Here is a 26285-nt window from a genome sequence, read left to right on the forward strand (position 1 = left end):
CTACAGCTTAATTTTCTTATGAGAAATTGATTGGCTATTTCAGAACAGGAGGATGATTTTAGCGATTTGGTGCGTCCGAGTGGACTCGAACCACCGACCCCCACCATGTCAAGGTGGTGCTCTAACCAACTGAGCTACGGACGCACTAAAGAGAGAACGCTATCAACCAAACAATCTGGTGCGTCCGAGTGGACTCGAACCACCGACCCCCACCATGTCAAGGTGGTGCTCTAACCAACTGAGCTACGGACGCAATCTAAATTGCATTGGTGACAACGGGGACGAATATTAGCGGCGAGTTAGCCTTCTGGCAAGGGAATAATATAAATTGTTGTTCAACTGTTCGTATTTGCATCTGTTACAGCGAATTTGTCGTTTATTCCACCAGCTAAGTATTCGTCCTCGGTTTTAGGGAAAGTAAATCAGTGGCTTGAGCGCCGCAGAACTGCCTCGTCTGATTGTTTTTGTGTCCACAAAATACGGGAGGATATCATCACTGCTGATGCGGTCAGGCCAATAATAAAGCCAATCCAGAACCCTTGTGGCCCCATAGCGGGTACAACATAGTCGGTTAATCCCAGAATGTAACCACTTGGCAGTCCCAGAATCCAGTAGGCAATGAAAGTGATATAGAAGATAGAGCGCGTATCTTTATAGCCACGTAAGACACCGGAGCCCACAACCTGTATGGCATCAGACAGTTGGTAAAAAGCGGCAAACAGCATCAAATTTGACGCTATGATGATAACTTCAGGATTGTCGTTATACATCAGGGCAATCTGCTTTCGTAGAATGACAGTAAAAGCCGCGGTTAAGGAGGCAAATATCAAACCGACGACAATACCGGTATAAGCTGATATCCGGGCATTTTCGGTAGATTTTTGCCCCAGGTTGTAGCCAATGCGGATTGTGGTTGCCACAGCTAAAGATATTGGGAACATAAACATCAATGAACTGAAATTCAGTGCTATTTGGTGCCCGGCAACTGCGGTAACGCCTAAAGGGGTAATCAATAATGCCACTATTGCAAACAGTGTAATTTCAAAAAATACCGCCATAGCAATAGGCAAGCCAAGGGCTGAGATGCGTTTCAAGGTATGCCATTCTGGCGCCACAAAACGATGTTTAGGGCGGATATCCTTTTGTGATGACGAATGTTTCACATACCAGCGCATTGACAGGAACATAGCCCAGTAAACGCTGGCGGTAGCGACACCACAGCCAACACCACCCAGAGCGGGAGCGCCGAATTTACCGTAAATGAGTACATAGTTAATCGGAATGTTAAGTAATAATCCTAAAAAACCAATGATCATTCCTGGCTTGGTTTTTGATAAACCTTCGCATTGATTACGGAGCACCTGATAAAACAGATAGCCCGGTGCACCCCACATTATTGCGTGGATAAATCCAACCGCTTTTTCTGCCAAAAGCGGGTCTATATTGTGTTGCCTGTCAATAAGAAATTTGCTGTTGTATAGAATAACAATAATTATGATTGAGAGGAAAGTGGCTAACCAGAATCCTTGCTGGGTTTGACTGGCAATCAGGTTTCTGCGACCAGAACCATTCATTTGCGCAATAGTGGGTGTCAAAGCTAACAATAAGCCGTAACCAAATAAGATCACTGGCAACCAGATAGAGGTACCAACAGCAACCGCGGACATTTCTGTTGCACTGACGCTACCTGCCATAACTGTATCCACAACCCCCATTGCAGTTTGTGAGAATTGGGCAATGATGACGGGGATCCCCAGAGCGAGCAGACTACGCGCTTCTTTTAAATACTTCTGCACGTATTACACCTTTTTGAAAGTAAAAAATATTAAGAAAAATTCCTGCATATAAGAAACGATTTTTGAAAAATCAACCGTTTACTAACTGAGGCATTGTATCTGTTTAATACTATATTAGCCAACAATAATGCTGAGTTTATATTCAAGTGCTCAGGTAGTATTTATAAGTGGCAACTTGATATAAACTAACTAATAATTTTACATGGTCATTAAGAGGTTCTCCTATGTTCACTGGTATCGTGCAGGGAAAAGCACCATTAGTTGCTATTGATGAAAAAAGCAACTTTCGGACTCATGTCGTTAAATTCCCGGTTGAATTATTGCGAGGCATTGAAACAGGAGCATCGGTTGCTAATAACGGTTGTTGTCTGACAGTAACCAAAATAGAAGGCGATGAAATCAGTTTCGATTTAATGAAAGAAACTTTACGCCTGACCAATCTTGGTGATTTACAGGTAGGGGATTATGTAAATCTGGAGCGGGCCGCTAAATTTGGTGATGAAATTGGTGGGCATTTGATGTCCGGCCATATTATCACTGTTGCTGAGATAGCTAAAATTTTCACTTCAGAAAATAATCATCAAATATGGTTGCGGATCCACAATAAGCAATTGATGAAATATATCCTGCATAAAGGATTTATCGGCATTGATGGGATTAGCCTGACGATTGGTGATGTCGTGAATAATCGTTTTTGTGTCCACCTTATTCCTGAAACGCTGGAGCGTACAACATTAGGCAAAAAACGTCTTGGCCATAAAGTGAATATTGAGATTGATTCACAGACTCAGGCGCTTGTCGATACAGTGGAGCGCGTTCTTGCTCAGAAAGAGCGGGAACAGGTTATCTTTCAGCCTCCAGCCACTGTTATTGGCGAATAATCAATAAATAAGAAGCGATAGGAGGACTTTCTTGTCGCTTCTGAACAAAATTAACCAGTATACCAACAAGGCTCGTTGAGCCTGTTAATGAGCCTTTTGTGATTTACATCGCAGTATTTTGTGTATTATGTTACTTAATATAGTTTGTATTGTTACTATTATGTTAATGCGCTTTCTCGTAAAGTGCAGGTTAACCTTACAACTATATTTTTGAGACTACCTTATGGAAAATGCGATTGAGTTAGATGAATGGCTTGAAGAACCTACACATGATGATGCTGTTGAAATGATGAATGCACAAGCTGTTGTACCTTTCGGTACAGCACTTTGGCCTTAATGGTTCCCTATAATAGAACCCTTAGCGGTTCTCTATAATTGAAGTAAGGGGGCTTCCCCTTACTTAAAAATAAATAGGATTGCTCTCATGGATAAAAGTTTTGAAAATATGTATCGTTGTTTATCATATCACCCTGCAATTTCGGATAAAGTAAGACATGGTGAATGTATAAAGATATTTATTGGATCTGATACTGAGCATAGCGATATTGCCCAAAAAATACATGGGTACAAAAAGAATTTTAATGTAAAATCTGATTTCGCTTTTTTAGAAGAAACATCAGCAGACGATATAAAACAAAAAATATCCGATTGCGATTTATTTATCTTTCTTTACGCATCATCAACATTAAAGAACGCATCTCCACAAGGGCCAGAATATTTAATCAAAATAAGAAAATTTATTACTGAATCGTGGAAGAAATCAGTACTGTTTAAAGATTATGGCCCTCATTTTATTGAGGCATTCAGCGAACCACAAACATTAATAACAGAAAGAAACAAAAAATTGATTGAACTATCAAGTCGATCACAGAAGATTCAATATACAGATAATCAAGGAAACTCAATTGTAGGTTATTTGGATAAAGACCATCAGTGGACATCCATTGATGGTAATGGAAATCTTGATGTTATTCCTGGGGAAATTGCGAGTCATATAAAGAACCTTAACGGTAGTGTTAGTTTTAGTGGCACCTTTTTGAGTACTGCACCATTTGCCATAAAATATGGAGTTGTCAATGATATGATGACGATAAATATAAAAGAGGGTGAAATCATTGGGTTTGATTGTGACAATGTGGAATTTAACAGAGATTTTAATTTATATCTAAACCATAATCACGGAAATCGAATTGTTGAAGAATTTGGTATTGGCACCAATACGGGAGTGAAAGCACTTTACGGTAGAAATGCGGGTTTTGAAGAACGTCATCCTGGTTTACATCTTGGCTTGGGAGGCGGTGTAAAGGGAAGCCATCATTTAGATTTGATATTTTCTGATGGGAAAATAGCATTTGATCAAACGACCTTTTTTGATAATGGCTATGTTGGTTCTTTTCGTTAGTGAAAAATACATTTATAAGCTACAGTGGGAACCTACTGTAGCTTTTGGTTAATTACCGGGCTACCCGTAACCCGCCTTCAATACCTTTTGGGCTGAACATGATTTGCCATAATTGAATATCGCGGGCACGAAATGCACCTGCACTGGCATTCAGGTAATAGCTAAACATGCGTTTAAATGTTGGACTATAGTTATCTTGTATCTCCGGCCAACGGGCAATAAATCTTTCATGCCAGGCCATCAGTGTGCGATCATAATCTGCACCAAAATTATGCCAATCTTCCATAACAAAACGGCTTTTGCTGGTGTGTGCTATTTGCTCAATAGAAGGCACGCAGCCATTGGGAAAAATATATTTGCTTATCCATGGATCAGCGCTGACTTTGCTTTTGTTGGAGCCGATGGTGTGTAGCAGGAATAAACCATCAGGTTTCAGGTTTCTTTGAACAACGTCGAAGTAGGTCAAATAATTTTTAGGCCCGACGTGTTCAAACATGCCAACAGAAACAATTCTGTCAAATTGCTGATGTAAATCCCGATAGTCTTTCAGAATAATGTTTACGTCCAGATCTGTACATTGTTTCTGTGCGTATTTCTGTTGTTCAGCCGAAACGGTTACTCCGGTTACGGAAACACCATAGTTTTTTGCAGCATAAATCGATAGCCCACCCCAACCACACCCAATATCCAGCAGAGTCATACCTGGAGAGAGTTCTAATTTCTCGCAGATGAGCTTCAATTTATCAAGTTGAGCCTGTTCTAATGTTTCTGCTTGTTTCCAATATCCGCAGGAATATTGCATATAAGGGTCAAGCATGCGGGTAAAAAGATCATTGCCTAAACCATAATGTTTATGACCGACAATCCATGATCGTTTTGGGGTTTGTAAATTACGTAAGCGGGTTATTGCAATTTTCAGTGTATCTTTGAAATTACTGGGAATTTTATTTTCTAATCCAGCACGTAAAACACGATAAAAGAAAATATCTAACCGCTCACAATCCCACCAGCCATCCATATAACTTTCACCTAATCCCATTGAACCCTGTTGTAAAACTCTTTTATAGAAATCAGGTTTTTTTACCTGGATATCATAGGGATTGTGACCATTAATCTGAACCCCTGCTTCTTGTAGCATTTCATTGGCAATTCGCTGCCAGAAATTAGTGACGGTTTTTTGGTTTTCAATGTGCGATGAACTCATATACTCTCCAGGGTTAGGGTAATGGAATATTGAGGGGGTTCGTTTTAGCTAACAAAGCAGAATGCGAGGGAGCAAAATGCAAAAAGTAGCAAAGAATTAAAGTGAGAAACCCTAAAAATGACTAATCCATAAACTTAATCGGGGCCATCATTGCTCCTGAAAACCTCAAATTCAGGTTATTTAGAATAAGGAACTTGTATGAGTATAAAAGCGGAAAGTTGTTTCATCAATTAATAAATAAAGACTGTAATTAATTGATAATTAACAGTCTTTATTGAAGTAACGATTTGATTAATATCAGGAATGTTTTTCAATAGCTTGAATACAGCGATCAGCTTTTTTTTTCCGCTGTATAAAATATCCTAATGCCATCAGAATAACGGTAGAAGCCATGACAGTGGTTGTCGATATAAGCGGATTGTTAATCAATGCTGAAACAATCAGGCTGGCAATAAAACAGAGCCCTAATTGGAGCGTGTTTTGCAATGCGGCGGCTTTTCCACTGTCTTGTGGGTAAGCAGATAAAGCATTAGCGACTGCAATTGGATATGAAGCACCATTCATAGCGGCCATAAAACAGAAAGGGACCAGAATCGTGAACATAGTTGGTTCGCTGAATTTTGCGATTAAATACAGCACAATCATGCTGACAGCATAGCCAACCAACAGATAAGGGAAAACAACTTCACTTCTTATTCTGGTCAAGATACTGCGGCACCCATAACCACCGGCCATAAAGGCTAATGTTTGTGGCACGTAACTCAGACCGATGTCGTTTGGGCTATAGCCCATATTACCGAGAATAAAAGGTGAACCTGTTAGCCAGGCGAAAAAACCAGCGCTGCATGATGCAAATATCAGGACGTTGCCACTGAACACCGGCGATTTTAGTAACGTAAAGAAAGATACATGGCTTTTCTGCGTTTCAGTCTCACTCTTTTTTTTGCGGTTTTCTTGCAGAAATAGAGTAGGCAACAGCAGTAATAATGTAACTGCCAGTAATACCAGGAAAATGATGCGCCAGCCGCCATGTTGTAACAGCCAGGCTCCCATCAAAGGCGCCAGGGCGGGGGAAAGTGCGACCAGGGGCATGATCGTGGCAAAAACACGTTTGGTATGGTTGGCATCATAACGATCAATAACTAATGCTTGCCATGAAACTGCGGCTGAACAAACACCTATGGCTTGGATAAAACGCAAAACTAAAAGTTGCGTGGCGTCTGTTATCCAAAGCATACCCAGACAGCCAACAGAAAACATTGATAACCCGGTGATGATAATAGGCTTTCTTCCAAAGCGATCTGAAAGAGGCCCCCACAAAAGTTGAGCAAAGGCAAAACCTGCAAGAAAGATGCTCAGGCTGGCACTGATTGCTCCCGCCGATGTGCCCAATTCTTGTTGCATAGGGCCGAATGCCGGTAGATACATATCAATAGCCAGGTAACCCAGCATACTCAAGCCTGCAAGGTAGAACATGAACTGACTTGAGTTTTTCATTTGATTACTCTCTTTGGATATCATGATTGAAATAACTTGCTGTGAATAGGTAGATAAGAATATTTGTACATATTCTATATGCCGTGATTTTTGCTTGTGAAACGGTAATATTTGGATAATGCTATGAAAAAAATTGAAAGGTAAAATTATGTGGTCAGAATATTCACTTGAAGTTGTGGATGCTGTTGCCAGAACGGGAAGTTTTAGTGCTGCTGCAACGGAACTTCACCGTGTCCCTTCTGCGATCAGTTATACCGTAAGGCAGCTGGAAGAGTGGCTTGCCGTCCCGTTGTTTGAACGTCGTCATCGGGATGTGGAATTAACTGAATCAGGCACTATTTTTATCAAAGAGGCTCGCGCTGTTATCAAAAAAATGATTGACACGCGTCATCAGTGCCAACAGGTTGCAAATGGCTGGAGAGGGCAGCTCAGTATTGCGATTGACCGGGTTGTTAAACCAGAACGCAGTCGTCAGCTTATTCTTGATTTTTATCACCATTTTCCTGATATAGAGCTGTTTATTCATCAGGAGGTATTCAATGGTGTATGGGACGCACTGGTGGATGGCCGGGTTGATGTTGCAATTGGCGCCACCCGGGTAGCGCCGGTAGGGGAAAGGTACAGTTTCCGGGATATGGGATTTATGCCTTGGTTGTGTGTCGTCAGCACCGGTCATACTTTGACTCAGTTGAACGGCCCATTGTCTGATGATCAAATGCGACCTTATCCTAGTTTGTGTCTTGAGGATACATCCCGCAATTTACCGAAGCGTGATACCTGGACTTTGGATAATCAGCGCAGGCTGGTGGTCCCTGATTGGGAGTCTGGTCTGGCTTGTCTGAATGAGGGTTTATGTGTGGGAATGGTACCTAAGCATAGGGCAATGCCGCTGATCCGGCAGAAGAAACTGGAAGCATTGGAATTAGAGCAGCCTTTGCCAGATAGCCCATGTTGTTTGACATGGGTGCAAAATAGCCATTCTCCGGCATTAAGTTGGCTTCTTGGCTATCTTGGCGATAGTGAAACTCTTAATGCTGAATGGCTTCAGGATGAATAGAGAGGATTAGCGGCGATAGTCGATAAATGGGCCATCTGCGACAGAACGCCGTTCAACCAAACGTGGATGTACTTCAATAGTTTGTGCATCTTCACGTTTACTGACTATTCTGTCCAGTAACATAGAAAATGCCATTTGCCCCAGACGCTCTTTTGGCTGATGGATAGTTGTCAATGCTGGAGAGAGATAACGGGCGTTGCGTATATTATCGTAACCGATTACAGAAATATCCTGTGGGACGCGTAATCCTAATTCATCAGCAGCACAAATGGCCCCCATTGCCATCACATCGCCACCACAGAAAACCGCGGTTGGGCGCTGTTTTTGATTCAGAATTTGATGCATGGCTTTATAGCCTGATTCTGGTTCAAAATCCCCCTGAACAATCCATTCTTCTCTGATTGGAATACTGGCTTCTTTTAATGCTTTCAAGAACCCCTGATGACGGCCACCACCGGTATTTCGTGCCAGGGGACCAGGGATCGCGCCAATATCACGATGACCACGTTCAATAAGGTAACGACCAGCCAGATAACCGCCGTGGAATGCGTTATCAATAATCGTATCAGTGAAATCACTTCTGGCTTGCCCCCAATCCATGACGACCATTGGGATGTTGTGATAATCTTCCAACATTCCCAATAGCTGTTCCGGGTATTCTGAACACATCACCAGCAACCCATCCACCCGTTTTTGTGCCAGCATGGCCAGATAGGCTTTCTGTTTATCAATATTATTGTGTGAGTTACACAAAATCAGCGTATAGCCTTTGCTATAGCAACTGTTTTCAACGGCTTCAATGACTTCCGCAAAATAGGGGGCTTCGCTGGACGTTGCCAGTAATCCGATCGATTTTGTATGGTTAACTTTCAGACTGCGAGCAACGGCGCTGGGTGAATAACTCAGTTCTTTGATAGCAGCCCAAACGGCGGCCTTGGTATCTTCGGCGACGAAACGGGTTTTGTTAATAACATGGGATACGGTAGTGGTTGAAACGCCAGCGTGTTTAGCCACATCTTTGATCGTTGCCATGAGATGAAAGACTCCTGACCTTTTGGTCTAAATTTAAAACTCTTTGTTAATTGTTTGCCAGTATCTTTATACATTAGGGTGTCTGCTGGCAATAAATTAGCGATAAATCCTGAATTTTGTCTGATCTGGCTCAAAAGTGAAAGCAATAATCAATGTTATAAAATACAGGTGATCGCTATTTTATGTTTTTTCCTTAATGTAAGGATAATTAACCATGTTAACTGAATGGTATTTGTGGTTATAGACTTCTATTCTTAGGGGGATCGATGAATACCGATTTGAAGCTTGGCTTATTTACTGCGGTGAGCACGTTGGTGATGATTGCCATTTTTGCTGCTGTTTGCTTGATCTTTGCCTGATAAAGGCCATCCGTGCCTGAATAAGAAAATATCAGGATGCATATTGGTGAGAGAAAATGGTATTCTCCGCCAATATTGTGACGATGTTGGTTATCAACATACTGTTGGTTTAAAGGAAATAAAAATGACGACTATTGAGAAGATTGAGCGCCAAATTAAAGAGAACCCGATTCTGCTGTATATGAAAGGCTCTCCTAAATTACCAAATTGTGGATTTTCCGCCCAGGCTGTTCAGGCTTTATCTGCATGTGGGGAACGTTTTGCTTATGTAGATATTTTGCAAAATCCAGATATTCGTGCAGAATTGCCAAAATATGCTAATTGGCCAACTTTTCCTCAGCTTTGGGTCGAGGGTGAGTTGATAGGTGGATGCGATATTATTATTGAAATGTATCAACGTGGCGAGCTACAAACATTAATTAAAGAAACCGCTGATAAATATCGCTCTCAGGATGAAAACGCGACAGAATAATTTTTAAATTAGCGACAGGCTATTATGTTATCTCCCCATATGTTGATATATGGGGGTTTTGTTATTGCTTAAATTTCAATTTGATTATATTAATCTTATAGTTAGCTATAAGTCTGTCCGGTTTTTTCTTCTTCTGTTGTCGCTAAGGGCCAGCCGCCAAGTTGTTTCCAGCGATTAACCATTTCACAGAATAATTCAGCGGTACGCTCAGTATCATATAAGGCGCTGTGAGCCTGATTATTGTCGAATGGGATCCCGGCTGTGGCGCAGGCTTTTGCTAAAATCGTTTGTCCTAATACCAGGCCACCTAAAGCAGCCGTATCAAAAGTCGCAAATGGATGAAATGGATTCCGTTTCAGTCTGGCGCGTTCTGCGGCAGCCATAACAAAGCTATGATCAAAGTTAGCATTGTGCGCAACGATAATGGCCCGACTGCAATGACTATTTTTTATCCCTTTACGAACCATTTTGAAAATAGCGTGCAGAGCTTCATACTCGCTTACTGCTCCACGTAGCGGGTTTGATGGATCGATGCCGGTAAACTCCAGGGCCGCTGGTTCAAGATTTGCGCCTTCAAATGGTTCAATATGGAAATGAAGTGATTCGCTTGGCACCAGCCAACCTTGATCATCCATCTCCAGTGTGATGGCGGCAATTTCAAGTAACGCGTCTGTTTTGGCATTAAAGCCGCCAGTTTCAACATCAATAACGACAGGGTAATAACCTCGAAAACGCCCACTAAGGACGTTTGGCTCTTTTTTGTCAGACATCAGATTGAGTTACCCAGGGCGTTGCTGGCATTTTTGTTTTCAATAAGCTCAATTTTGTAACCATCTGGATCTTCAACGAAAGCAATAACGGTTGTTCCACCTTTTACCGGGCCGGCTTCACGGGTAATGTTACCACCTGCTTTGCGAATAGATTCGCAAGTGGCTGCGACATCATCGACACCCAATGCAATATGACCAAAGGCATCTCCCATTGCATAATGGTCAACTCCCCAGTTATAAGTTAACTCGATCACCGCCCCTTCGCTTTCATCTGTGTAGCCAACGAAGGCGAGTGAGTACTTATATTCTGTATTCTCACTGACGCGCAGCAGGCGCATTCCTAATACTTCAGTATAAAAATCAATGGAGCGTTGCAGATCACCAACGCGGATCATGGTATGGAGTAAGCGCATAATTACCTCTCATTTAATGGTTTTACCAGTATTTTTGTGCGGCAGGCCGCACAAAAACCACTAACTATAACGTGTCTTACGGTTACAGTTCAATTTATCCATAATTATAATTTATTCTCATCTGGGTTTATAATTAAATATAGTATATGAATTGTATAGGAAACGGGATGTGATGGTCGAGCAACTAGAATTCTTTGCTATTCCCACTCCTTGTCGAGGAATTTGTCAAGCTAATGAGCGGGGTTTCTGTTTGGGATGTTATCGCAGCCGGGAAGAAAGATTTAATTGGATGAAAATGTCAGATGGGCAAAAGCGTGAAGTATTGAGATTGTGCCGGCAAAGATATTTACGTGCAGTGAGAGCACAAAATCAGACAGATGAAGAACTGCCTGAGCAGCCATCACTATTTTAATTAGAAAATTTTGAAGTTATTAGAGTTAACAATTCAATGATTTACTTATATAGGGTTATATTTTTGGCGAAGTTATAAATGTTCTACTATAATTTAGGATGTTTTGTTTGTTATTTTTTTATTTATTACTTAACTGGAAGGTTAAAGGTTTTTATTTTGATTTTTTTATAACATTATGTTTTTAATGGAATTTTTGGTTTGATTGTGTGACAAATGTAAAATAAAAACAACATTAATGTAAAAATAGATAGCTTAGCATTTAGATGACAGCTATCCTTATAGTACTTGGAATAAAGTATTGAATGATATTTATTGGTTTCTATTTGTTTGTATTCATAGTTCTGATAGTTTTTGTGTTAAAAATATTGTATGTTAATTGTTTTGTTCTGAATTGAATTTAAGTTTAGTTGTTCTTGGTTATAGTTACCTGAATTAGTTAGTTACTAAGATTTTACTGTGATTACACAGAAGTTATATATACTTTTTTAAGGCTAATTAGCCTGATTTAGAAAAATTTGGCTGTTATGTTTAGTAGGCTAGTTATTTAAGGAGGGACAATTGGAATCTACATTGGGATCAGATCTGGCACGGTTAGTCCGTATTTGGCGTGCTTTAATTGACTATCGTTTAAAGCCGTTGGAATTAACTCAGACTCATTGGGTAACGTTATATAATATTAGCCGGTTACCCCAGGAGCAATCTCAGATACAGTTGGCGAAAGCTATCGGTATCGAACAACCATCTTTAGTCAGGACATTAGATCAGCTTGAGGAAAAAAGACTTATCACCCGGCATACTTGTGCCAATGATCGTCGTGCAAAAAGAATCAAGCTGACCGAAGATTCTGCATCGGTTATTAGGGAGTTAGATGGTGTTATTGAATCGACAAGAAATGAGATTCTGGAAGGTATTTCACGCGAGGAACTTGCTTTTCTTTCCACTTTAGTTCAGAAACTAGAGCAAAATATTATCCAATTACAGAGTAGATAGTAATTACGATATCCATGAAATGCTAACCGGATGAAAGAAGACCGCGACTTACAAAGATGAAGTCACGGTTTTCTTATCTATATTTTATTGTCGAGGTGAAACCGTCAGATTATTGCCCTGGCCTGCGATTCTGACGCGTTGGCCTTTACTGAAGACTGTTTTACCTTGTTTTTGAACAACAATGATGCTTTCACCGCTGTCACGACGAATTTCCAATTCTACACCTTTAGTTGTGTTGAGTGCCCCCTGAATGTTTTGGCCTGCAACACCACCGGCAACGGCACCCGCGGCAGTCGCCAACGTGTTGCCACTACCACCACCAATAGTATTACCAACCAGGCCACCCAGAACTGCGCCACCGATAGCACCTAATACATTCTCATTGCTGCCTGCTTGAATATTGACAGGACGAACGGAAACAATCGTACCGTAAGAGACTGTCTGGACTTGTTTAGCTTGTCCGGCAGTATAGGTATCACCAGAAAGGGAATCGGTGTTGACACAGCCTGATAATGATGCGACGGCAACCGCGCTAACTAAAAAATGCTTAAACATAATAACTCCTGATTTTGATGCCTGATTGCGGAAATCTGATAGCTTATGGACAACCAGGCTACAACCGGCATTGGCAACAAGTAATAAAAAATTTATTCGGATAGAATAGTCAGTACATTAGCAATCTAGTGCTAAACACATATTAAACGTCAATAGAGATTTTTAAAAGGAATAGCTATTAATGAAAAATTCCGCATTTTTTGTGAAGTTGTTTCCAAAACTTAGGTTTTATTCCTTTGTTTTCCTATTAACCATATACAGCTAAAACTACCGCGCTTTATAGTTATTGGCGTGGTTTCTGATTTTATCAAGGTAGATTCTAAGCAGGAAGGCAAATTAATGGTTATGAAATCAGGTCGTTATATTGGTGTTATGTCGGGTACAAGTCTGGATGGGGTTGATGTGGTGCTTGCAGCGATCAGCGATAAAGTTGTTGCTCAACAAGCCAGTTATTCACATCCGTTTCCATATGAACTGAAGCAAAAAGTTCTCGCAGTTTGTCAGGGGCAACAAACAACATTATCTGCGATAGGCCGGTTAGATTATGAGCTGGGTTCTTTATTCGCTGAAGCTGTGCAAGGTTTACTCACTAAAACTGGGTTAACGACAAGCGATATCATTGCTGTGGGATGCCATGGGCAGACCGTTTGGCATGAGCCGGACAGTCACACGCCTTTCACTATGCAGCTTGGCGATAATAACCGTATCGCGGCTTTAACCAGGATAACGACGGTTGGTGATTTTCGCCGGCGGGATATGGCATATGGTGGGCAGGGTGCGCCATTAGTTCCGGCTTTTCATTTTGCCGTGTTAGGTCATCCAACAGAACGCAGGATAATTCTCAATATTGGTGGTATTGCCAACATAACGACGCTGTTACCTGGATCGTTAGTCAAAGGGTATGACACCGGTCCGGGTAATATGCTGATGGATAGCTGGGTATGGCGCCATCAGAAAAAACCTTATGATAAAGATGGTCAATGGGCACGGGAAGGTGTCGTCAATAACAGCTTACTCAGACAAATGCTCTCTGATCACTATTTTTCACGGCCAGCCCCTAAAAGCACCGGCCGGGAGTATTTCAATATGAGCTGGCTGGAGGCGCAATTGGTTAATTTTCATGATGTATCATTTGTTGATGTTCAGGCAACATTGGCTGAACTGACGGCGGTGTCTGTGTCTCAGCAAATTATGTTGAGTGGTGGATGTGAACGTCTGCTGGTTTGTGGTGGTGGTGCGCGTAATCCACAAATAATGAGTCGACTTTCGGCATTATTGCCGGGGACGGAGGTGTGTCCGACAGATAAATATGGTCTTAGTGGTGATGATATGGAAGCACTGGCATTTGCTTGGTTAGCATTCCGTACGATGTCGGGGGCTTCAGGAAATTTACCCTCTGTGACTGGTGCCAGTACTGAAACTATTTTAGGTGCAATTTATCCTGTTACTAATGAATAACAATGATAAGCTGTCTGGTATTTAATGAGTCATAAGCAAGGCTACATAATGTCAGAACGTAATGAATTTGATGTTGCAGAATTACGCCGCGAATATGTTCGTGGCGGGTTAAGACGTAAAGATTTGACCAAAGAACCCATCGAACTTTTTGAGCGTTGGCTCAAGCAGGCATGTGAAGCCAAATTGTATGATCCAACAGCAATGTGTATCGCAACGGTTGATGAGCATGGCCAACCGTATCAACGCATTGTGTTATTGAAGCATTTTGATGCCAATAGTTTGGTTTTTTATACAAATTTAGGCAGCCGGAAAGCAAAACATTTGGTGCAGAATAACAAAATCAGCCTTCATTTCCCTTGGCATCCACTGGAAAGGCAGGTTTCTTTTCTGGGTAAAGCTGAACGTCTTTCTCCTGCTGAAGTGGTGAAATATTTCCATAGTCGCCCCAAAGATAGCCAGATTGCGGCATGGGTGTCGCAACAATCATCCCGTATTTCCACACGCGGTATTTTGGAAGGGAAATTCCTTGAGCTGAAACAGAAATTCCTCAATGGTGAGGTTCCTTTACCTAGCTTCTGGGGTGGATTTAGAGTGACCTTTGATTCTGTCGAGTTTTGGCAAGGTGGTGCAAGCCGGCTCCATGACCGGTTTATTTATCAACGGGAAGGTGATAGCTGGCATGTTGACAGGCTTGCACCATAAATCGTGGATTACCACTTTTAATACTGGCACTTATAGTATTGGCGCTTTATGCTATGCCGCACTCTTTTTGAATCGCGATTTATACAACAGACAAAATAAACAAACTGATGGAGTCATTAATGTCTAGCAATAACCTGATAAAACAACTGCAAGAGCGGGGCCTCATTGCCCAGGTTACGGATGAAAATGCGTTAGTAGAGAGACTGGCGCAAGGCCCTGTTTCCCTCTATTGTGGTTTCGATCCGACCGCTGACAGCTTGCATTTGGGGCATCTGGTTCCCTTGCTGTGTTTAAAACGATTCCAACTGGCCGGGCATAAACCTGTGGCGTTGGTCGGTGGAGCTACGGGTTTGATTGGTGATCCAAGTTTCAAAGCCACTGAGCGTAAATTGAATACTGAAGATACCGTTAAAGAGTGGGTAGAAAAAATCCGCCGGCAGGTTTCACCTTTCCTGGATTTTGATTGTGGTGAGAACAGCGCTAAAACAGCCAATAATTATGATTGGTTTGGCAACATGGATGTTTTAACGTTCCTGCGTGATATTGGCAAACATTTCTCGGTTAATCAGATGATTAACAAAGAAGCGGTTAAACAGCGTTTGAACCGTGATGATGTGGGTATTTCTTTCACTGAGTTTTCTTATAACTTGCTGCAATCGTATGACTTTGCCCGCCTGAATGAAGTGCATGGTGTTGAGTTGCAGATTGGTGGTTCTGACCAGTGGGGGAATATTACTTCTGGTATTGACTTAACCCGTCGTATCAACCAGAAGCAAGTATTTGGTATGACTGTTCCTCTGATTACTAAATCTGATGGCACTAAATTTGGTAAGACAGAAGGTGGGGCTGTTTGGTTGGATCCGAAGAAAACCAGCCCATACAAATTCTATCAATTCTGGATTAACACTGCGGATGCCGATGTCTATCGCTTCCTGAAATTCTTTACCTTTATGAGTCTTGAAGATATTGATGCTTTGGAAGAAGAAGACAGAAATAGTGGCAAAGCGCCTCGTGCCCAGTACGTGTTGGCAGAACAGGTCACCGGCATGGTGCATGGTGCAGAAGGGGTGGCAGCCGCTAAACGTATTACAGAAAGTTTGTTCTCCGGTGCGGTCGCTGATTTGACCGAAGAGGATTTCGCTCAACTGGCACAGGATGGTATGCCGGTAATTGAGCTGGAAAAAGGCGCAGATTTGCAACAGGCTCTGGTTAATGCTGGGTTAGTCCCTTCCCGTGGACAAGCACGGACTATGATTAGTTCCAATGCTGTTGCGGTTAATGGTGAAAAGCAGCCTGAACCTGAATATGTGTTTACTGACAGTAATCGTCTGTTTGATCGTTACACATTGTTGCGTCGTGGCAAAAAACACGATTGCTTGATCTGCTGGAAGTAACCAATATTGCGTATATACCCAATAGATTTCAAGTTGCAGCGCGGCGGCAAGTGAAAGCAGCCAACAAAGCAGCAACTTGAAAGATGAAGGGTATAAATGGGCAACGGTAATGTTGCCCATTTTCTTACCCTAACTTTATCTTACAAACAGAAGCCAGAATAAAAATATAGGCCACGATTGTGAAAAATATCCTTTCGATTCAATCTCATGTTGTATTTGGGCACGCTGGTAACAGCGCTGCGGAATTCCCTATGCGCCGGATGGGGGTAAATGTCTGGCCGTTGAACACCGTCCAGTTTTCAAATCACACCCAATATGCTCAATGGAAAGGGTGTGTTATGCCGGCTGACCATCTCACCGAAATCGTTCAGGGCATTGAAGAAATTGAACAGCTTAAATCTTGTAGTGCAGTTCTGAGTGGATATATCGGTTCACCAGAGCAGGGTAATCATATTATCGATATTGTGAAACGGGTAAAGGAGGCGAATCCTGATGCTTGGTATTTCTGTGATCCTGTTATGGGACATCCAGAAAAAGGTTGTATTGTTGCGCCGGGGGTTGCTGAATTTTTGTGTGAAAAGGCGCTCCCTGTGAGTGATATCATTGCACCAAATTTGCTGGAGCTTGAAACGCTCAGTATGCAGAAAGTGACCAATGTCGAACAGGCGGTTACGGCTGCCCGATCTCTGTGCGAAAGAGGGCCGGACATTGTACTAGTTAAACACCTTAGTCGTGCTGGTTACCGGGCTGATCGTTTTGAAATGCTATTAGTGACTCAAGAGCATAGTTGGCATGTTAGTCGGCTTTTAGTGGATTTTGGCGAACGTCAGCCGGTTGGTGTTGGTGATTTAACCAGCGGTTTGCTATTAGTTAATCTATTAAAAGGAGAGTCTTTACAAACGGCTCTTGAACATGTCGCTGCTGCGGTTTATGAAGTTATGATAACAACCAAAGATATGGACGAATATGAGTTACAGATTGTAGCTGCTCAAGACAGAATGGTGACACCTGACCATGAATTCCGTGCGACACAATTAGATTAATACGTCATTAGATTAATAATGTATTTAACCGTTCCACTGATGTTGTGTGGAACGGTGTGTTTATCTGTAGATCAAATTAACCCTTCAGCCTTCAATGCATCACGAACATTTGGACGTTCTGCAATTTTTTCCTGATAGGCTTTAAGATGTATCAGACTGGATAAATCTAACTGAACCAAAGGTGCCCAGTTGCTGACTGTAAATAAATAGGCGTCAGCAACAGTAAAGTTATCTCCGGCAATGTAGGGCTGTTTTGCCAATACTTCATCTATATAATTGAATTTTTTAAGTAGATAATTAATAGCAACAGGACGATAATTGTCTGGTGTTCCTGGTAAAAACAGTGGCGAATACCCTTTATGAATTTCACTAGAAATATAACTAAGACATTCAAGCTGGTGATATCGCTCCATCGTCCCGGCGGGTGCAATTAATTTTCTCTCCGGTTTCTGGTCTGCAATATATTGAACAATAACAGATCCTTCTGTAAGGATCTCATTGTTATCTAGCAGGAGAGTTGGCACCTGGCCTTTTGGATTAACTGCGAGAAAGTCGTCGCCATTCTCCGTTTTTTTCGTTTTTAGATCAACTTTAATAACGCTGAAATCAAGCCCTGCTTCACGGAGGATGATGTGAGGAGATAGGGAACATGTTCCAGGTTGGTAATAAAGTTTCATGTATCGCTCCTTAAAAATTTCCGGTAATGAATATTATGGGACAAAGGAACTCAGTAAGGCATTTTTCATGGCCTTGATATATATTACCACGACATATGGGAATATGTTATGTAAAATTGATAATTGAGCAGATATAAGGTGGTGTGATTGTATCGTGATGAGGCTTTTCTTTATCTCTTTGCTTATAAATAGCTTTCCATAATACCGATACATTTGTGCCTTTTGTTTTCTTTTTTGAACAATGTTGGTTCTGTAGCCTATCTCACTAATTTTACGGATCGCTTAGATGAAAAGACTGTATGTCTTGGTACACAAAGGTTGGTTGGAAGTGGAGCATAATTATGAAATCTTATTTATAGCTGGTATTCTGTTTTTTTATGATGTTTTCTAATAGATTGGTAGCTAATATAGAAATTTAGAGTCAGCTATGGATACAATTACTTATCCAGAACTGACCTGCATTTTGTGTTATATAGCATATTTACATCTAATTATATTATACAAAATAAATAATAGAAATTGTTAATAATTTCATAAATTAATCTTGTATTGATTATAAGATAATTAATATATTATTCTTATTAAATGACTTGTAATCATAAGAAAATAAATTGAATTTATTTGTCAGGTCGCTAAAATAAACCATGCATTGCCTATAGTTTCTTGTGAAAATATCTTTTTTATTTTCTTTATTAAAATGTTCAATTAAATTATTGTAAGTGTTGTTAATTGTTTTTATTTGTCCATTAAGCCTATTCACCGAATTGCTTATGGTTTCCAGGCTAAATGAAACATCTGATATGTTTAAAATAATTTCTTCTATCAATAAATAAATTTTATATATTTGTTTTTTATTTTCTCCGTCGGGAATGATTTTTAATAATTTTTGGATTTTTATATGTGTTTTTCCGGCGAAATTTTTCTTACACTCAAAATTAACTTTAGCTATTTCAAATGGTTGTGTTATTTTTGAAATAAAATCATTTACCTTACTAAAATCGGATTCAATTTCTTTCAATGTATGATTGATTCTGGCAATATAACCATGACCTAGATATCCACAGCCAAGTGATCCTAAATAAGTTGTTACTTTTTTTATATTCTTAATAATTGTGTCAATATCTTGTTCATCGAATTTATATGCATATTCATAATTTTCCAATGCTGATGGCCAGCCATATAATGATTTACTAAACTCATTCCAAAAAGATTCAATTTCTTTTGATGGGTCATAATTTTCCAGACATTCTGGTAGTGTTATATTCGTAATGGATTTAAACATATTAGATATAATTAAAAAGTCATTTTTCATTTTATGCACCTTGCTAAAATAATAAACATTATTAAACTCTATAAAAGTATGAAATATAATATTTAAACTAAAAGGTTAAAATGATAATAAAAATAAAATATTGTACTGATAATCGATTTTATGAAAGTTAACTTGTTGATTATATTAAAGGACAGATTACTGATTAGTGCAAGGAAATGAGATAATATTTTTTATTTCATTAAAATAATTATAAGGGGATATCATTTAACTCCTTAATTACAAAGGCTTTAATCTATTTTCAAAAATGTTTTTTTATACTTTAATTTAAAAATAATTTTTATCTATTAGTGATAATTTAATTAAGCAATTAATGTATTATTCTTATCAATAATAAAAGGCCCGAAAAACTCATTTTCCCGGCCTTTTACGCTAATCATCAAGGATGATTAACGGATTATCTCAATTCCAGCTCATTCATTGCTGCAATGCTAAAACCACCGTCAACATGCAGGATTTCACCGGTAATACCGCCGGACAGATCCGAACACAAAAATGCCGCAGCATTACCGACATCTTCAGTTGTTACCGTACGACGAATTGGGTTAACGAATTCACAGTGAGCCAGCATCTTACGGAAATCTTTGATGCCGGAAGCGGCCAAAGTACGGATAGGGCCAGCAGAGATACCGTTAACACGAATACCTTCCGCACCCATGGTGTTAGCCATATAACGAACGTTAGCTTCCAGAGACGCTTTTGCCAAACCCATCACGTTATAGTTAGGGATTGCACGCTCTGCACCCAAATAGGTGAGGGTCAGCAAAGCGGAATTTGGGTTCAGCATTTCACGGCAAGTTTTTGCCATAGCAACAAAGCTGTAAGAACTGATGTCGTGTGCGATTTTAAAGCCTTCGCGGGTAACGGCATTGACATAGTCGCCATCCAACTGATCAGCAGGTGCAAAACCAATGGAGTGAACAAAGCCATCAAATTTTGGCCATGTTTTAGCCAATTCAGTGAACAGGGATTCAATGCTTGCATCTTCAGCCACGTCGCAAGGCAGAACGAGAGTAGAGCCCAGGGAAGCCGCAAATTCTTCAACACGAGGTTTCAACTTGTCATTCTGATAAGTGAAAGCCAGTTCGGCTCCCTGATCATGCATTGCTTTTGCAACACCATAAGCGATAGAGAGTTTACTGGCGACGCCAGTGATCAGAATGCGCTTGCCGGTCATAAAGCCCATAACAGTATCCTTGTGTGATAAAGCCAATAATGATATTAATGGATTAAAATTGCTAACAGAGACAATATCAATATGGCATTTTATTGTTAATAAACCCAGTGATTCTATCACGCTGGAGAGAAATGTGCTGTATTTTGCGTTCTGCTCCGAGCAGTGATTATTGTTTTATATGCGTCAGTGAGTATCCTGTCGCCAAGCATCAGAGGTGAGTGGCTCACCGAAATGGCTGGAGATCAGGCGGCGGGTCATATCATGCAGCGGAGAAGCCAACACTTCAGCTGTATTTCCTCGTTCGACAACTTCGCCTTGATGCATGACCAGGACCTGATCGCTGATATGTTTCATCATGCCAAGATGCTGGGTGACATAGAGGTAAGAAATACCGTGTTTTTCCTGTAATTCCAACATCAGATTAATTATTTGAGAGCGCATAGACATATCAAGTGATGCTAATGCTTCATCGGCAATAATAACCTGAGGCTGTAATATTAATGCCCGTGCCAATGCTACCCGCTGTTTTTGGCCTGAGGCTAACATATGAGGATAATAATTGGCATGGTCAGGTAACAGGCCAACTTGCCGCAATGTTTGATTGATCCGTTTTTCCCGCTCGGTTGTATTGAGTTCTGTATTGAGCAGAAGAGGAACATCAAGAATTTGCCCAATCCGCTGGCGAGGATTCAGTGAGGTGCTTGGATCCTGAAATATCATGCGAATGCGTTGACTGCGATAGCTATAGTCACCATAAGTGAGTTTATGCCCTTCAATCATGATTTCGCCGGAAGTGGGTTCCATGACACCTGAAAGCATTTTTGCCAGGGTTGATTTTCCAGAACCGTTTTCACCAATAACTGCCAGGGTCTGTTTTGCTTTTAAGGTGAAGCTGACAGGCTTTACCGCGTCAAGATGCTGACGATGAAAAAAACCCGTACGATAACGGAAAGTTTTAGCTAAGTTCCTGACTTCCAGCAAAGTATTAACCAATTACTGTTCCTCCAGATTCAATGGAAAATGGCAGGCAAAAGCATGGTTTCTAATTACCCGCAACCGTGGTGTTTCAATACAGGTTTTTTGTGCGTAAGGGCAGCGTGGACCTAAACGGCAGCCGATTGGCAGATGTTCAAGGGATGGAATGGCACCTGGCAATGTATTTAACCTGCTTTTATGGGGCAGAGAACTGCCGAAATCGGGAATAGCGCGGCTTAACGCTTGTGTATAGGGATGGTGTGGTGTTATTAGTAATTCATTGGGCGCGGCGCTTTCGACAGTTTGACCACAATACAGAACATTAATGCGATCCACCAGTTTGCTCATGATTTGCAAGTCATGGCTTATCAGTAAAATGGTGGTGTTATTGTTCTGATTCAATCGAGCTAACAGACGGAAAATCTGAGCTTGAGTGGTCGGTTCCATCGCATTAGTGGGTTCATCTGCAATCAGCAAGCGCGGTTGGTTAGCCAATGCGATAGCAATCATCACTTTCTGGCATTCTCCCTCAGTTAATTCGCAAGGGAAACTACTCATAATATCTTTATGGTCTTTAATTCCCACACGGTGAAGTAACTCGATGGCCCGGCGTTTTCGCCATTTGAAGCGTTGCCACCAACGACCTTTATAAGTCCAGCCGGGGATCGCCTGAATAAGTTGCTGACCAATATTTTCAGAAGGATCAAGACAAGATTGTGGCTCCTGAAAAATCATTGAGATATTGTGGCCGATCACTTTTCGGCGCTGCCGGGGAGTCAGGCGCAGCAGATCAATATCATCGAAGCGAAAACGGTCAGCAGTCACTTTGAGATTATCTTTAGTGACCCCGCTTATCGCTTTGGCAATCAGGCTCTTACCAGAGCCTGATTCACCAACCAGACCGCGTATTTCACCCTCTGTCAGTGAGATACTGACGCGATCAACGGCTTTAACTGGCCCTTTGGCAGTCATAAATTCAATAGTGAGATTGCGAATATCAAGTAATGGCATTATTCCACCCCGGAATTAATTGCACGGTGTAATCCATTACCCAGTAAATTGATCAACAAGACACTCATCATTATCGCCGCGCCGGGCAGCATAACGGTCCAGGGCGCAACATAGATTAGCTCCAGTGAATCGCCCAACATCGCTCCCCATTCAGGCGAGGGAAGCTGGGCGCCAAGATCAAGAAAACCAAGAGAAACGATATCAAGTATGGCAATAGAAAGGGCGCGGGTCAGCTCGCTGACTAATACAGCGGTAATGTTCGGTAGTACGGCATACCATAGAATATGGTAATTGGAGGCGCCATCCAGGCGCGCGGCAATGACGTACTCTTTATCCAATTCATCATGAACCGCACTGTAAACAGTGCGAACGATACGTGGCAATAACGCCAGCCAAATAGCGATTATGGCATGGAACAAACTGGCGCCGACAAAAGCGACGACAATAATTGCCAGCAATAATGAAGGGATAGAAAGTAATGAATCAAGAATATGATTGAGCACGGCGGATTTCAGGCCCCGTGTCATGCCGGCCAGACAGCCGATGATCAGACCGCATAAAGCCGCTGCCAACGTGACCAGCAGTGCTGAACCGAATGTGGATGCCGTACCTATCAATAACCGGCTGAGAATGTCGCGCCCAAGATCATCGGTACCCAAGAAAAAGGCGATATTACCGTGATGTGACCACGAAGGTGGCAGCAGCTGATGCCCGAGAAATTGTTGATCAAGCTGATAGGGTGCCAGATAACTGCCAAACAGACTTAGGGCAATTAGAATAAGTGCCCCATAAAATCCCGTCATTGCCAGCATATCAGAAGAGAAAAAACGCCAGATGACCTTTATCGGTGATGGCATTTTCTTTTCACGATAAAAATTATCTAAGGGCATACCATTCCTTATGCTTCAGAGGGGTAGTCATTGTGCCAATGATATCAGACAGAACATTGACAAAAATAACCAGTGTGCCAATAACCATAACACCCGCAGAAATGGCGGAGTAATCTTGCTGGCGGATTGCACTGACTAACCAGTGTCCAAGCCCCGGCCAGTTAAATACCAATTCCGTCATCATAGCCAGTGTCAGCATGGTGGAAAATTGTAATCCCAGTTTCGGAATGATGGGCGGCAGCGCATTATGCAGGACATGACGACGGATAATTGTCAGCCTTGATAAACCCCGGGTTGAGGCGGCTTTAATGTAGTTTTCACCAAAAACGTCTTCTGTGCTGTTTCTCATCAGCTGGATAACTTCGGTTGTCGGTGCAACCGCGAGTGTGATCACGGGTAAGAGCAAGTGTTGCATGGCACTGACAATCATCTCATTGCGATAGGGTGATTTTGACAACCAGGCATCAATGAGTGAGAAACCTGTTACAGGTTCAATCTGATATAGCAGATCAAAGCGACCGGAAACCGGTAACCAGCCAAGATAAAGGGAAAAAAATAGGGTCAGTAATAACGCCAGCCAAAAAATGGGAATCGAAAACCCAACTAAGGCAATGGAAGTGATAACAGTATCCGCTGCTTTGTTACGCCATACTCCCGCGATAATACCCAGTGGGATACCGGCCAGTAAGGCGGCAGAGAAGGCCAGACTACAGAGCTCCATTGTGGCAGGGAATACTTCCCTGAGTTGTTCGCTGATGAGTTCGCCATTGATACTGGATACACCAAAATCCCATAGCAATAAACTGTGGAAATAGAATGTATAAGCGTCAAACAGGGATGCACCGCCGAGGGGAGCATTAGGCGTAAAGTAACTGAGGCTGAAACTTATCAGCGACAGGAAAAACAGGGTGATAATCAGCAGTAGCAGACGACGGAGAATGTAAATAGTCATTTATTGGCCTTCTGAGTCATCTGATCACTCTCTTTTTCTCGGTAAACCCCGGCAAAAGAGGTATTCCCGAATGGGCTGAGTACCAACCCTTTAATATCATAACGGTAAGCCTGCAAGCGCAAGGAGTAGGCTAAGGGTAATACCGGTAATTGATGTTCAAGAATTTGTTGAGCAGTATGATAGTACTTAATTCGGGATAATAATTGCTGGTTAATCAAAGCTTGTTGCAAGATCTTATCAAACGCCGGATTACACCAATGGCTGAAATTTGTCTGTGAAGCGATCGCCGCGCAACTTAGCAATGGCCGGAAAAAACTGTCTGGATCATTACTGTCAGTGGACCAGCCTGATAGCGTCATATCATGGGATTTATCCATCAGTTTGGTTTCCTGAAAGCGGCCTTCAACAGGTTTGATATTCATGGTGATACCCACCTGAGCTAAATCAGCCTGGACCAGTTCTGCCATTTTTAGTGGACTTGGATTATAAGACTGAGAAGCGGAAGGGACCCATAAGTTCAATTGCATCCCATTCAATCCAAGGTCATTAAGCATTTTGCGGGATTTTTCCGGATTGTATTCTGTAATTTCAGTTTGATTATCATAAGCCCATGATGCCCGCGGTAAAATTGATGCGGCGGTTTCCGCTGTTCCATAATAAATGGATTGCATCAGCCGCTGGTTATTAATTGCGTAGGCAATGGCTTGTCGAACCTGTAATTTATCAAGTGGTGGTTTGCTGGTATTGAAAGCCAGATAAGCGATATTCATTCCTGGGCGTAAAGTGAGACGCAGGCGGGGATCGTCCCGCAGGACTTTAAGCTGACTGGCCGCCGGATAAGCTAATACATCACATTCGCCAGTTAAAAGTTTGGACATCCTCCCTGTGCCGCCAGCACCGACATCAATAACGATTTGTTGCATCTGTGGCTTGCCTTTCCAGTATTTATCATGGCGAACCAGACGGATAAATTGCCTGGTTCGATGATTTTCCAGCATAAATGGGCCTGTGCCGACAGGTTTCCAATCAATTTGCTCATGGCGGTTCATTTCATGTAATTGCTGCCCATATTCTTGTGAGAGTATTGGGGCATAATGAGTTGCCAAATGCCAAAGAAAAGAAGCATCGGGTTCGTTCAGACGAAATTCCACCGTATATTTATCAATTTTACGGATACTTTGAATAGAATCGGCTAACTGGAGGCTGTCAAAATAGGGATAATGTCCGCCATTGACGTAATGATAATAGTGTTGCTTATCAAACAAACGTTTAAAGCTAAAAATGACATCATCGGCATTCATTTTACGGGTCGGAGTAAACCAGCCTGTTGATTGAAATGAGACATTACGGCGCAAATAAAAACGGTATGTTGCGCCATTATCCAGCACCTCCCAGCGGGAGGCTAATTCGGGCCGCAGGCGATAAGTATAAGGGTCGACATCCAATAGACGTTCATAGAGTTGTGCTGCCAGAGTATCGACCGTTAAACCACTGGTAGTCAGTTGCGGGTTAAAGGTATTCAGGTTGCCATTAACGCAATAAACAAATCCTTGCTGCCGGATATCAGCCGGAACGCGGGGCTTTTTTTCAGGCGTAGCCATTGTCTCTGCAATAGCCGGAGCTGAGAGGGATAATATGATCCAATAAATCAAACTACGCATATAAGGCATCTATTATTAATTAGAATTGACACATTGTATCTCAATTAGCGCTTGAGCCCAAAAAAACCGGGCGATGATGATAATGAGAAAAATTCTCAATAAAGTGCTTTACAAATCGTATTGAGAAACATTATCATCTGTATCGCACTTCCGGGGAACAGTTTTTGTTATCCTA

The 26285-nt window shown here is 41.6% G+C and carries 25 protein-coding genes and 2 tRNA genes; 10 read left to right on the plus strand and 17 right to left on the minus strand.

The features are described from left to right. Positions 1-67 precede the first annotated feature (67 nt). From VY86_RS18480 to VY86_RS18490, 3 genes are all read right to left on the minus strand, one after another. A tRNA-Val gene (locus VY86_RS18480) sits at positions 68-144 on the minus strand. A gap of 32 nt (positions 145-176) precedes the next feature. Further along, positions 177-253 (minus strand) — tRNA-Val (locus tag VY86_RS18485). A gap of 169 nt (positions 254-422) precedes the next feature. Further along, positions 423-1796 carry an MATE family efflux transporter gene (locus VY86_RS18490; RefSeq protein WP_046976037.1) on the minus strand — a complete coding sequence of 458 codons (1374 nt, stop codon included), beginning with the start codon at positions 1794-1796 and terminating at the stop codon, positions 423-425. A gap of 224 nt (positions 1797-2020) precedes the next feature. Here VY86_RS18490 and VY86_RS18495 point away from each other — a divergent pair, with 224 nt between their 5' ends. Both VY86_RS18495 and VY86_RS18505 read left to right on the plus strand, forming a co-directional pair. Further along, positions 2021-2677 carry a riboflavin synthase gene (locus tag VY86_RS18495; RefSeq protein WP_046976038.1) on the plus strand — a complete coding sequence of 219 codons (657 nt, stop codon included), beginning with the start codon at positions 2021-2023 and terminating at the stop codon, positions 2675-2677. Positions 2678-3101: 424 nt separating this feature from the next. Next, positions 3102-4079 carry a CgnE/CgnB domain-containing protein gene (locus VY86_RS18505; RefSeq protein WP_046976039.1) on the plus strand — a complete coding sequence of 326 codons (978 nt, stop codon included), beginning with the start codon at positions 3102-3104 and terminating at the stop codon, positions 4077-4079. A 52-nt stretch (positions 4080-4131) separates the two neighbouring features. On the opposite strand, the gene cfa is transcribed toward VY86_RS18505, so the two are convergent. After that, positions 4132-5283, minus strand: a complete 1152-nt coding sequence (gene cfa / locus VY86_RS18510; protein ID WP_046976040.1) for a cyclopropane fatty acyl phospholipid synthase — start codon at positions 5281-5283, stop codon at positions 4132-4134. Between the two features lie 297 nt (positions 5284-5580). Continuing rightward, a complete protein-coding gene (punC, locus tag VY86_RS18515; RefSeq protein ID WP_046976041.1) occupies positions 5581-6780 on the minus strand; it encodes a purine nucleoside transporter PunC in 1200 nt (399 codons plus the stop codon). Positions 6781-6928: 148 nt separating this feature from the next. Here punC and punR point away from each other — a divergent pair, with 148 nt between their 5' ends. Further along, on the plus strand, positions 6929-7837 hold the full coding sequence (punR, locus tag VY86_RS18520) for a DNA-binding transcriptional activator PunR (RefSeq protein WP_046976042.1): 909 nt from the start codon (positions 6929-6931) through the stop codon (positions 7835-7837). Between the two features lie 6 nt (positions 7838-7843). On the opposite strand, the gene purR is transcribed toward punR, so the two are convergent. Further along, positions 7844-8869, minus strand: a complete 1026-nt coding sequence (gene purR / locus VY86_RS18525; protein ID WP_046976043.1) for an HTH-type transcriptional repressor PurR — start codon at positions 8867-8869, stop codon at positions 7844-7846. A 483-nt stretch (positions 8870-9352) separates the two neighbouring features. Here purR and VY86_RS18530 point away from each other — a divergent pair, with 483 nt between their 5' ends. Then, entirely contained in the window at positions 9353-9700 is a 348-nt protein-coding gene (locus VY86_RS18530) for a Grx4 family monothiol glutaredoxin (RefSeq protein WP_046976969.1), read from the plus strand. Between the two features lie 101 nt (positions 9701-9801). Here the strand turns inward: VY86_RS18530 and rnt are convergent, their stop codons facing one another. Continuing rightward, positions 9802-10470, minus strand: coding sequence for a ribonuclease T (gene rnt / locus VY86_RS18535; RefSeq protein WP_046976044.1), 669 nt, complete (start codon positions 10468-10470; stop codon positions 9802-9804). Beyond that, positions 10470-10883: a lactoylglutathione lyase gene (gloA, locus tag VY86_RS18540; protein WP_046976045.1), complete on the minus strand. Its 414-nt coding sequence runs from the start codon at positions 10881-10883 to the stop codon at positions 10470-10472. Before gloA ends, rnt begins: the two co-directional genes overlap by 1 nt. A gap of 172 nt (positions 10884-11055) precedes the next feature. Here gloA and VY86_RS18545 point away from each other — a divergent pair, with 172 nt between their 5' ends. Both VY86_RS18545 and slyA read left to right on the plus strand, forming a co-directional pair. Further along, positions 11056-11295, plus strand: coding sequence for a DUF1289 domain-containing protein (locus VY86_RS18545; protein WP_023045585.1), 240 nt, complete (start codon positions 11056-11058; stop codon positions 11293-11295). A 558-nt stretch (positions 11296-11853) separates the two neighbouring features. Further along, positions 11854-12285, plus strand: a complete 432-nt coding sequence (gene slyA, locus VY86_RS18550) for a transcriptional regulator SlyA (RefSeq protein ID WP_046976046.1) — start codon at positions 11854-11856, stop codon at positions 12283-12285. An 84-nt stretch (positions 12286-12369) separates the two neighbouring features. On the opposite strand, the gene VY86_RS18555 is transcribed toward slyA, so the two are convergent. Next, entirely contained in the window at positions 12370-12840 is a 471-nt protein-coding gene (locus VY86_RS18555) for an outer membrane lipoprotein (protein WP_023045584.1), read from the minus strand. Between the two features lie 345 nt (positions 12841-13185). Between VY86_RS18555 and anmK the strand changes: the two genes are divergently transcribed. From anmK to pdxY, 4 genes are all read left to right on the plus strand, one after another. After that, positions 13186-14298 carry an anhydro-N-acetylmuramic acid kinase gene (anmK, locus tag VY86_RS18560; protein WP_046976970.1) on the plus strand — a complete coding sequence of 371 codons (1113 nt, stop codon included), beginning with the start codon at positions 13186-13188 and terminating at the stop codon, positions 14296-14298. 48 nt (positions 14299-14346) lie between these two features. Continuing rightward, complete coding sequence (gene pdxH, locus VY86_RS18565) at positions 14347-15000, plus strand: pyridoxamine 5'-phosphate oxidase (RefSeq protein ID WP_046976047.1); 654 nt, start codon at positions 14347-14349, stop codon at positions 14998-15000. Between the two features lie 119 nt (positions 15001-15119). Then, a complete protein-coding gene (tyrS, locus tag VY86_RS18570) occupies positions 15120-16394 on the plus strand; it encodes a tyrosine--tRNA ligase (protein WP_046976048.1) in 1275 nt (424 codons plus the stop codon). Positions 16395-16573: 179 nt separating this feature from the next. After that, on the plus strand, positions 16574-17437 hold the full coding sequence (gene pdxY / locus VY86_RS18575) for a pyridoxal kinase PdxY (protein WP_046976049.1): 864 nt from the start codon (positions 16574-16576) through the stop codon (positions 17435-17437). Between the two features lie 71 nt (positions 17438-17508). Here the strand turns inward: pdxY and gstA are convergent, their stop codons facing one another. From gstA to sapA, 8 genes are all read right to left on the minus strand, one after another. Further along, on the minus strand, positions 17509-18114 hold the full coding sequence (gene gstA, locus VY86_RS18580; protein ID WP_046976050.1) for a glutathione transferase GstA: 606 nt from the start codon (positions 18112-18114) through the stop codon (positions 17509-17511). Between the two features lie 553 nt (positions 18115-18667). Beyond that, a complete protein-coding gene (locus tag VY86_RS18585) occupies positions 18668-19426 on the minus strand; it encodes a bifunctional chorismate mutase/prephenate dehydrogenase (RefSeq protein ID WP_046976051.1) in 759 nt (252 codons plus the stop codon). Between the two features lie 415 nt (positions 19427-19841). Further along, positions 19842-20630: an enoyl-ACP reductase FabI gene (fabI, locus tag VY86_RS18590; protein ID WP_046976052.1), complete on the minus strand. Its 789-nt coding sequence runs from the start codon at positions 20628-20630 to the stop codon at positions 19842-19844. Positions 20631-20804: 174 nt separating this feature from the next. Next, the gene (sapF, locus tag VY86_RS18595; protein ID WP_046976053.1) at positions 20805-21614 is read right to left on the minus strand and encodes a putrescine export ABC transporter ATP-binding protein SapF; all 810 of its coding nucleotides are present in this window, start codon (positions 21612-21614) and stop codon (positions 20805-20807) included. Continuing rightward, positions 21615-22607 carry a putrescine export ABC transporter ATP-binding protein SapD gene (gene sapD, locus VY86_RS18600; protein WP_046976054.1) on the minus strand — a complete coding sequence of 331 codons (993 nt, stop codon included), beginning with the start codon at positions 22605-22607 and terminating at the stop codon, positions 21615-21617. Then, the gene (sapC, locus tag VY86_RS18605; RefSeq protein WP_046976055.1) at positions 22607-23497 is read right to left on the minus strand and encodes a putrescine export ABC transporter permease SapC; all 891 of its coding nucleotides are present in this window, start codon (positions 23495-23497) and stop codon (positions 22607-22609) included. Before sapC ends, sapD begins: the two co-directional genes overlap by 1 nt. Beyond that, positions 23484-24449, minus strand: a complete 966-nt coding sequence (sapB, locus tag VY86_RS18610) for a putrescine export ABC transporter permease SapB (RefSeq protein WP_046976056.1) — start codon at positions 24447-24449, stop codon at positions 23484-23486. The genes sapC and sapB overlap by 14 nt, the downstream gene beginning before the upstream one ends. Then, on the minus strand, positions 24446-26110 hold the full coding sequence (sapA, locus tag VY86_RS18615; RefSeq protein WP_046976971.1) for an ABC transporter substrate-binding protein SapA: 1665 nt from the start codon (positions 26108-26110) through the stop codon (positions 24446-24448). The genes sapB and sapA overlap by 4 nt, the downstream gene beginning before the upstream one ends. Positions 26111-26285 lie beyond the last annotated feature (175 nt).

This window comes from Photorhabdus thracensis (assembly GCF_001010285.1).
Taxonomy (GTDB): Bacteria; Pseudomonadota; Gammaproteobacteria; order Enterobacterales; family Enterobacteriaceae; genus Photorhabdus; species Photorhabdus temperata.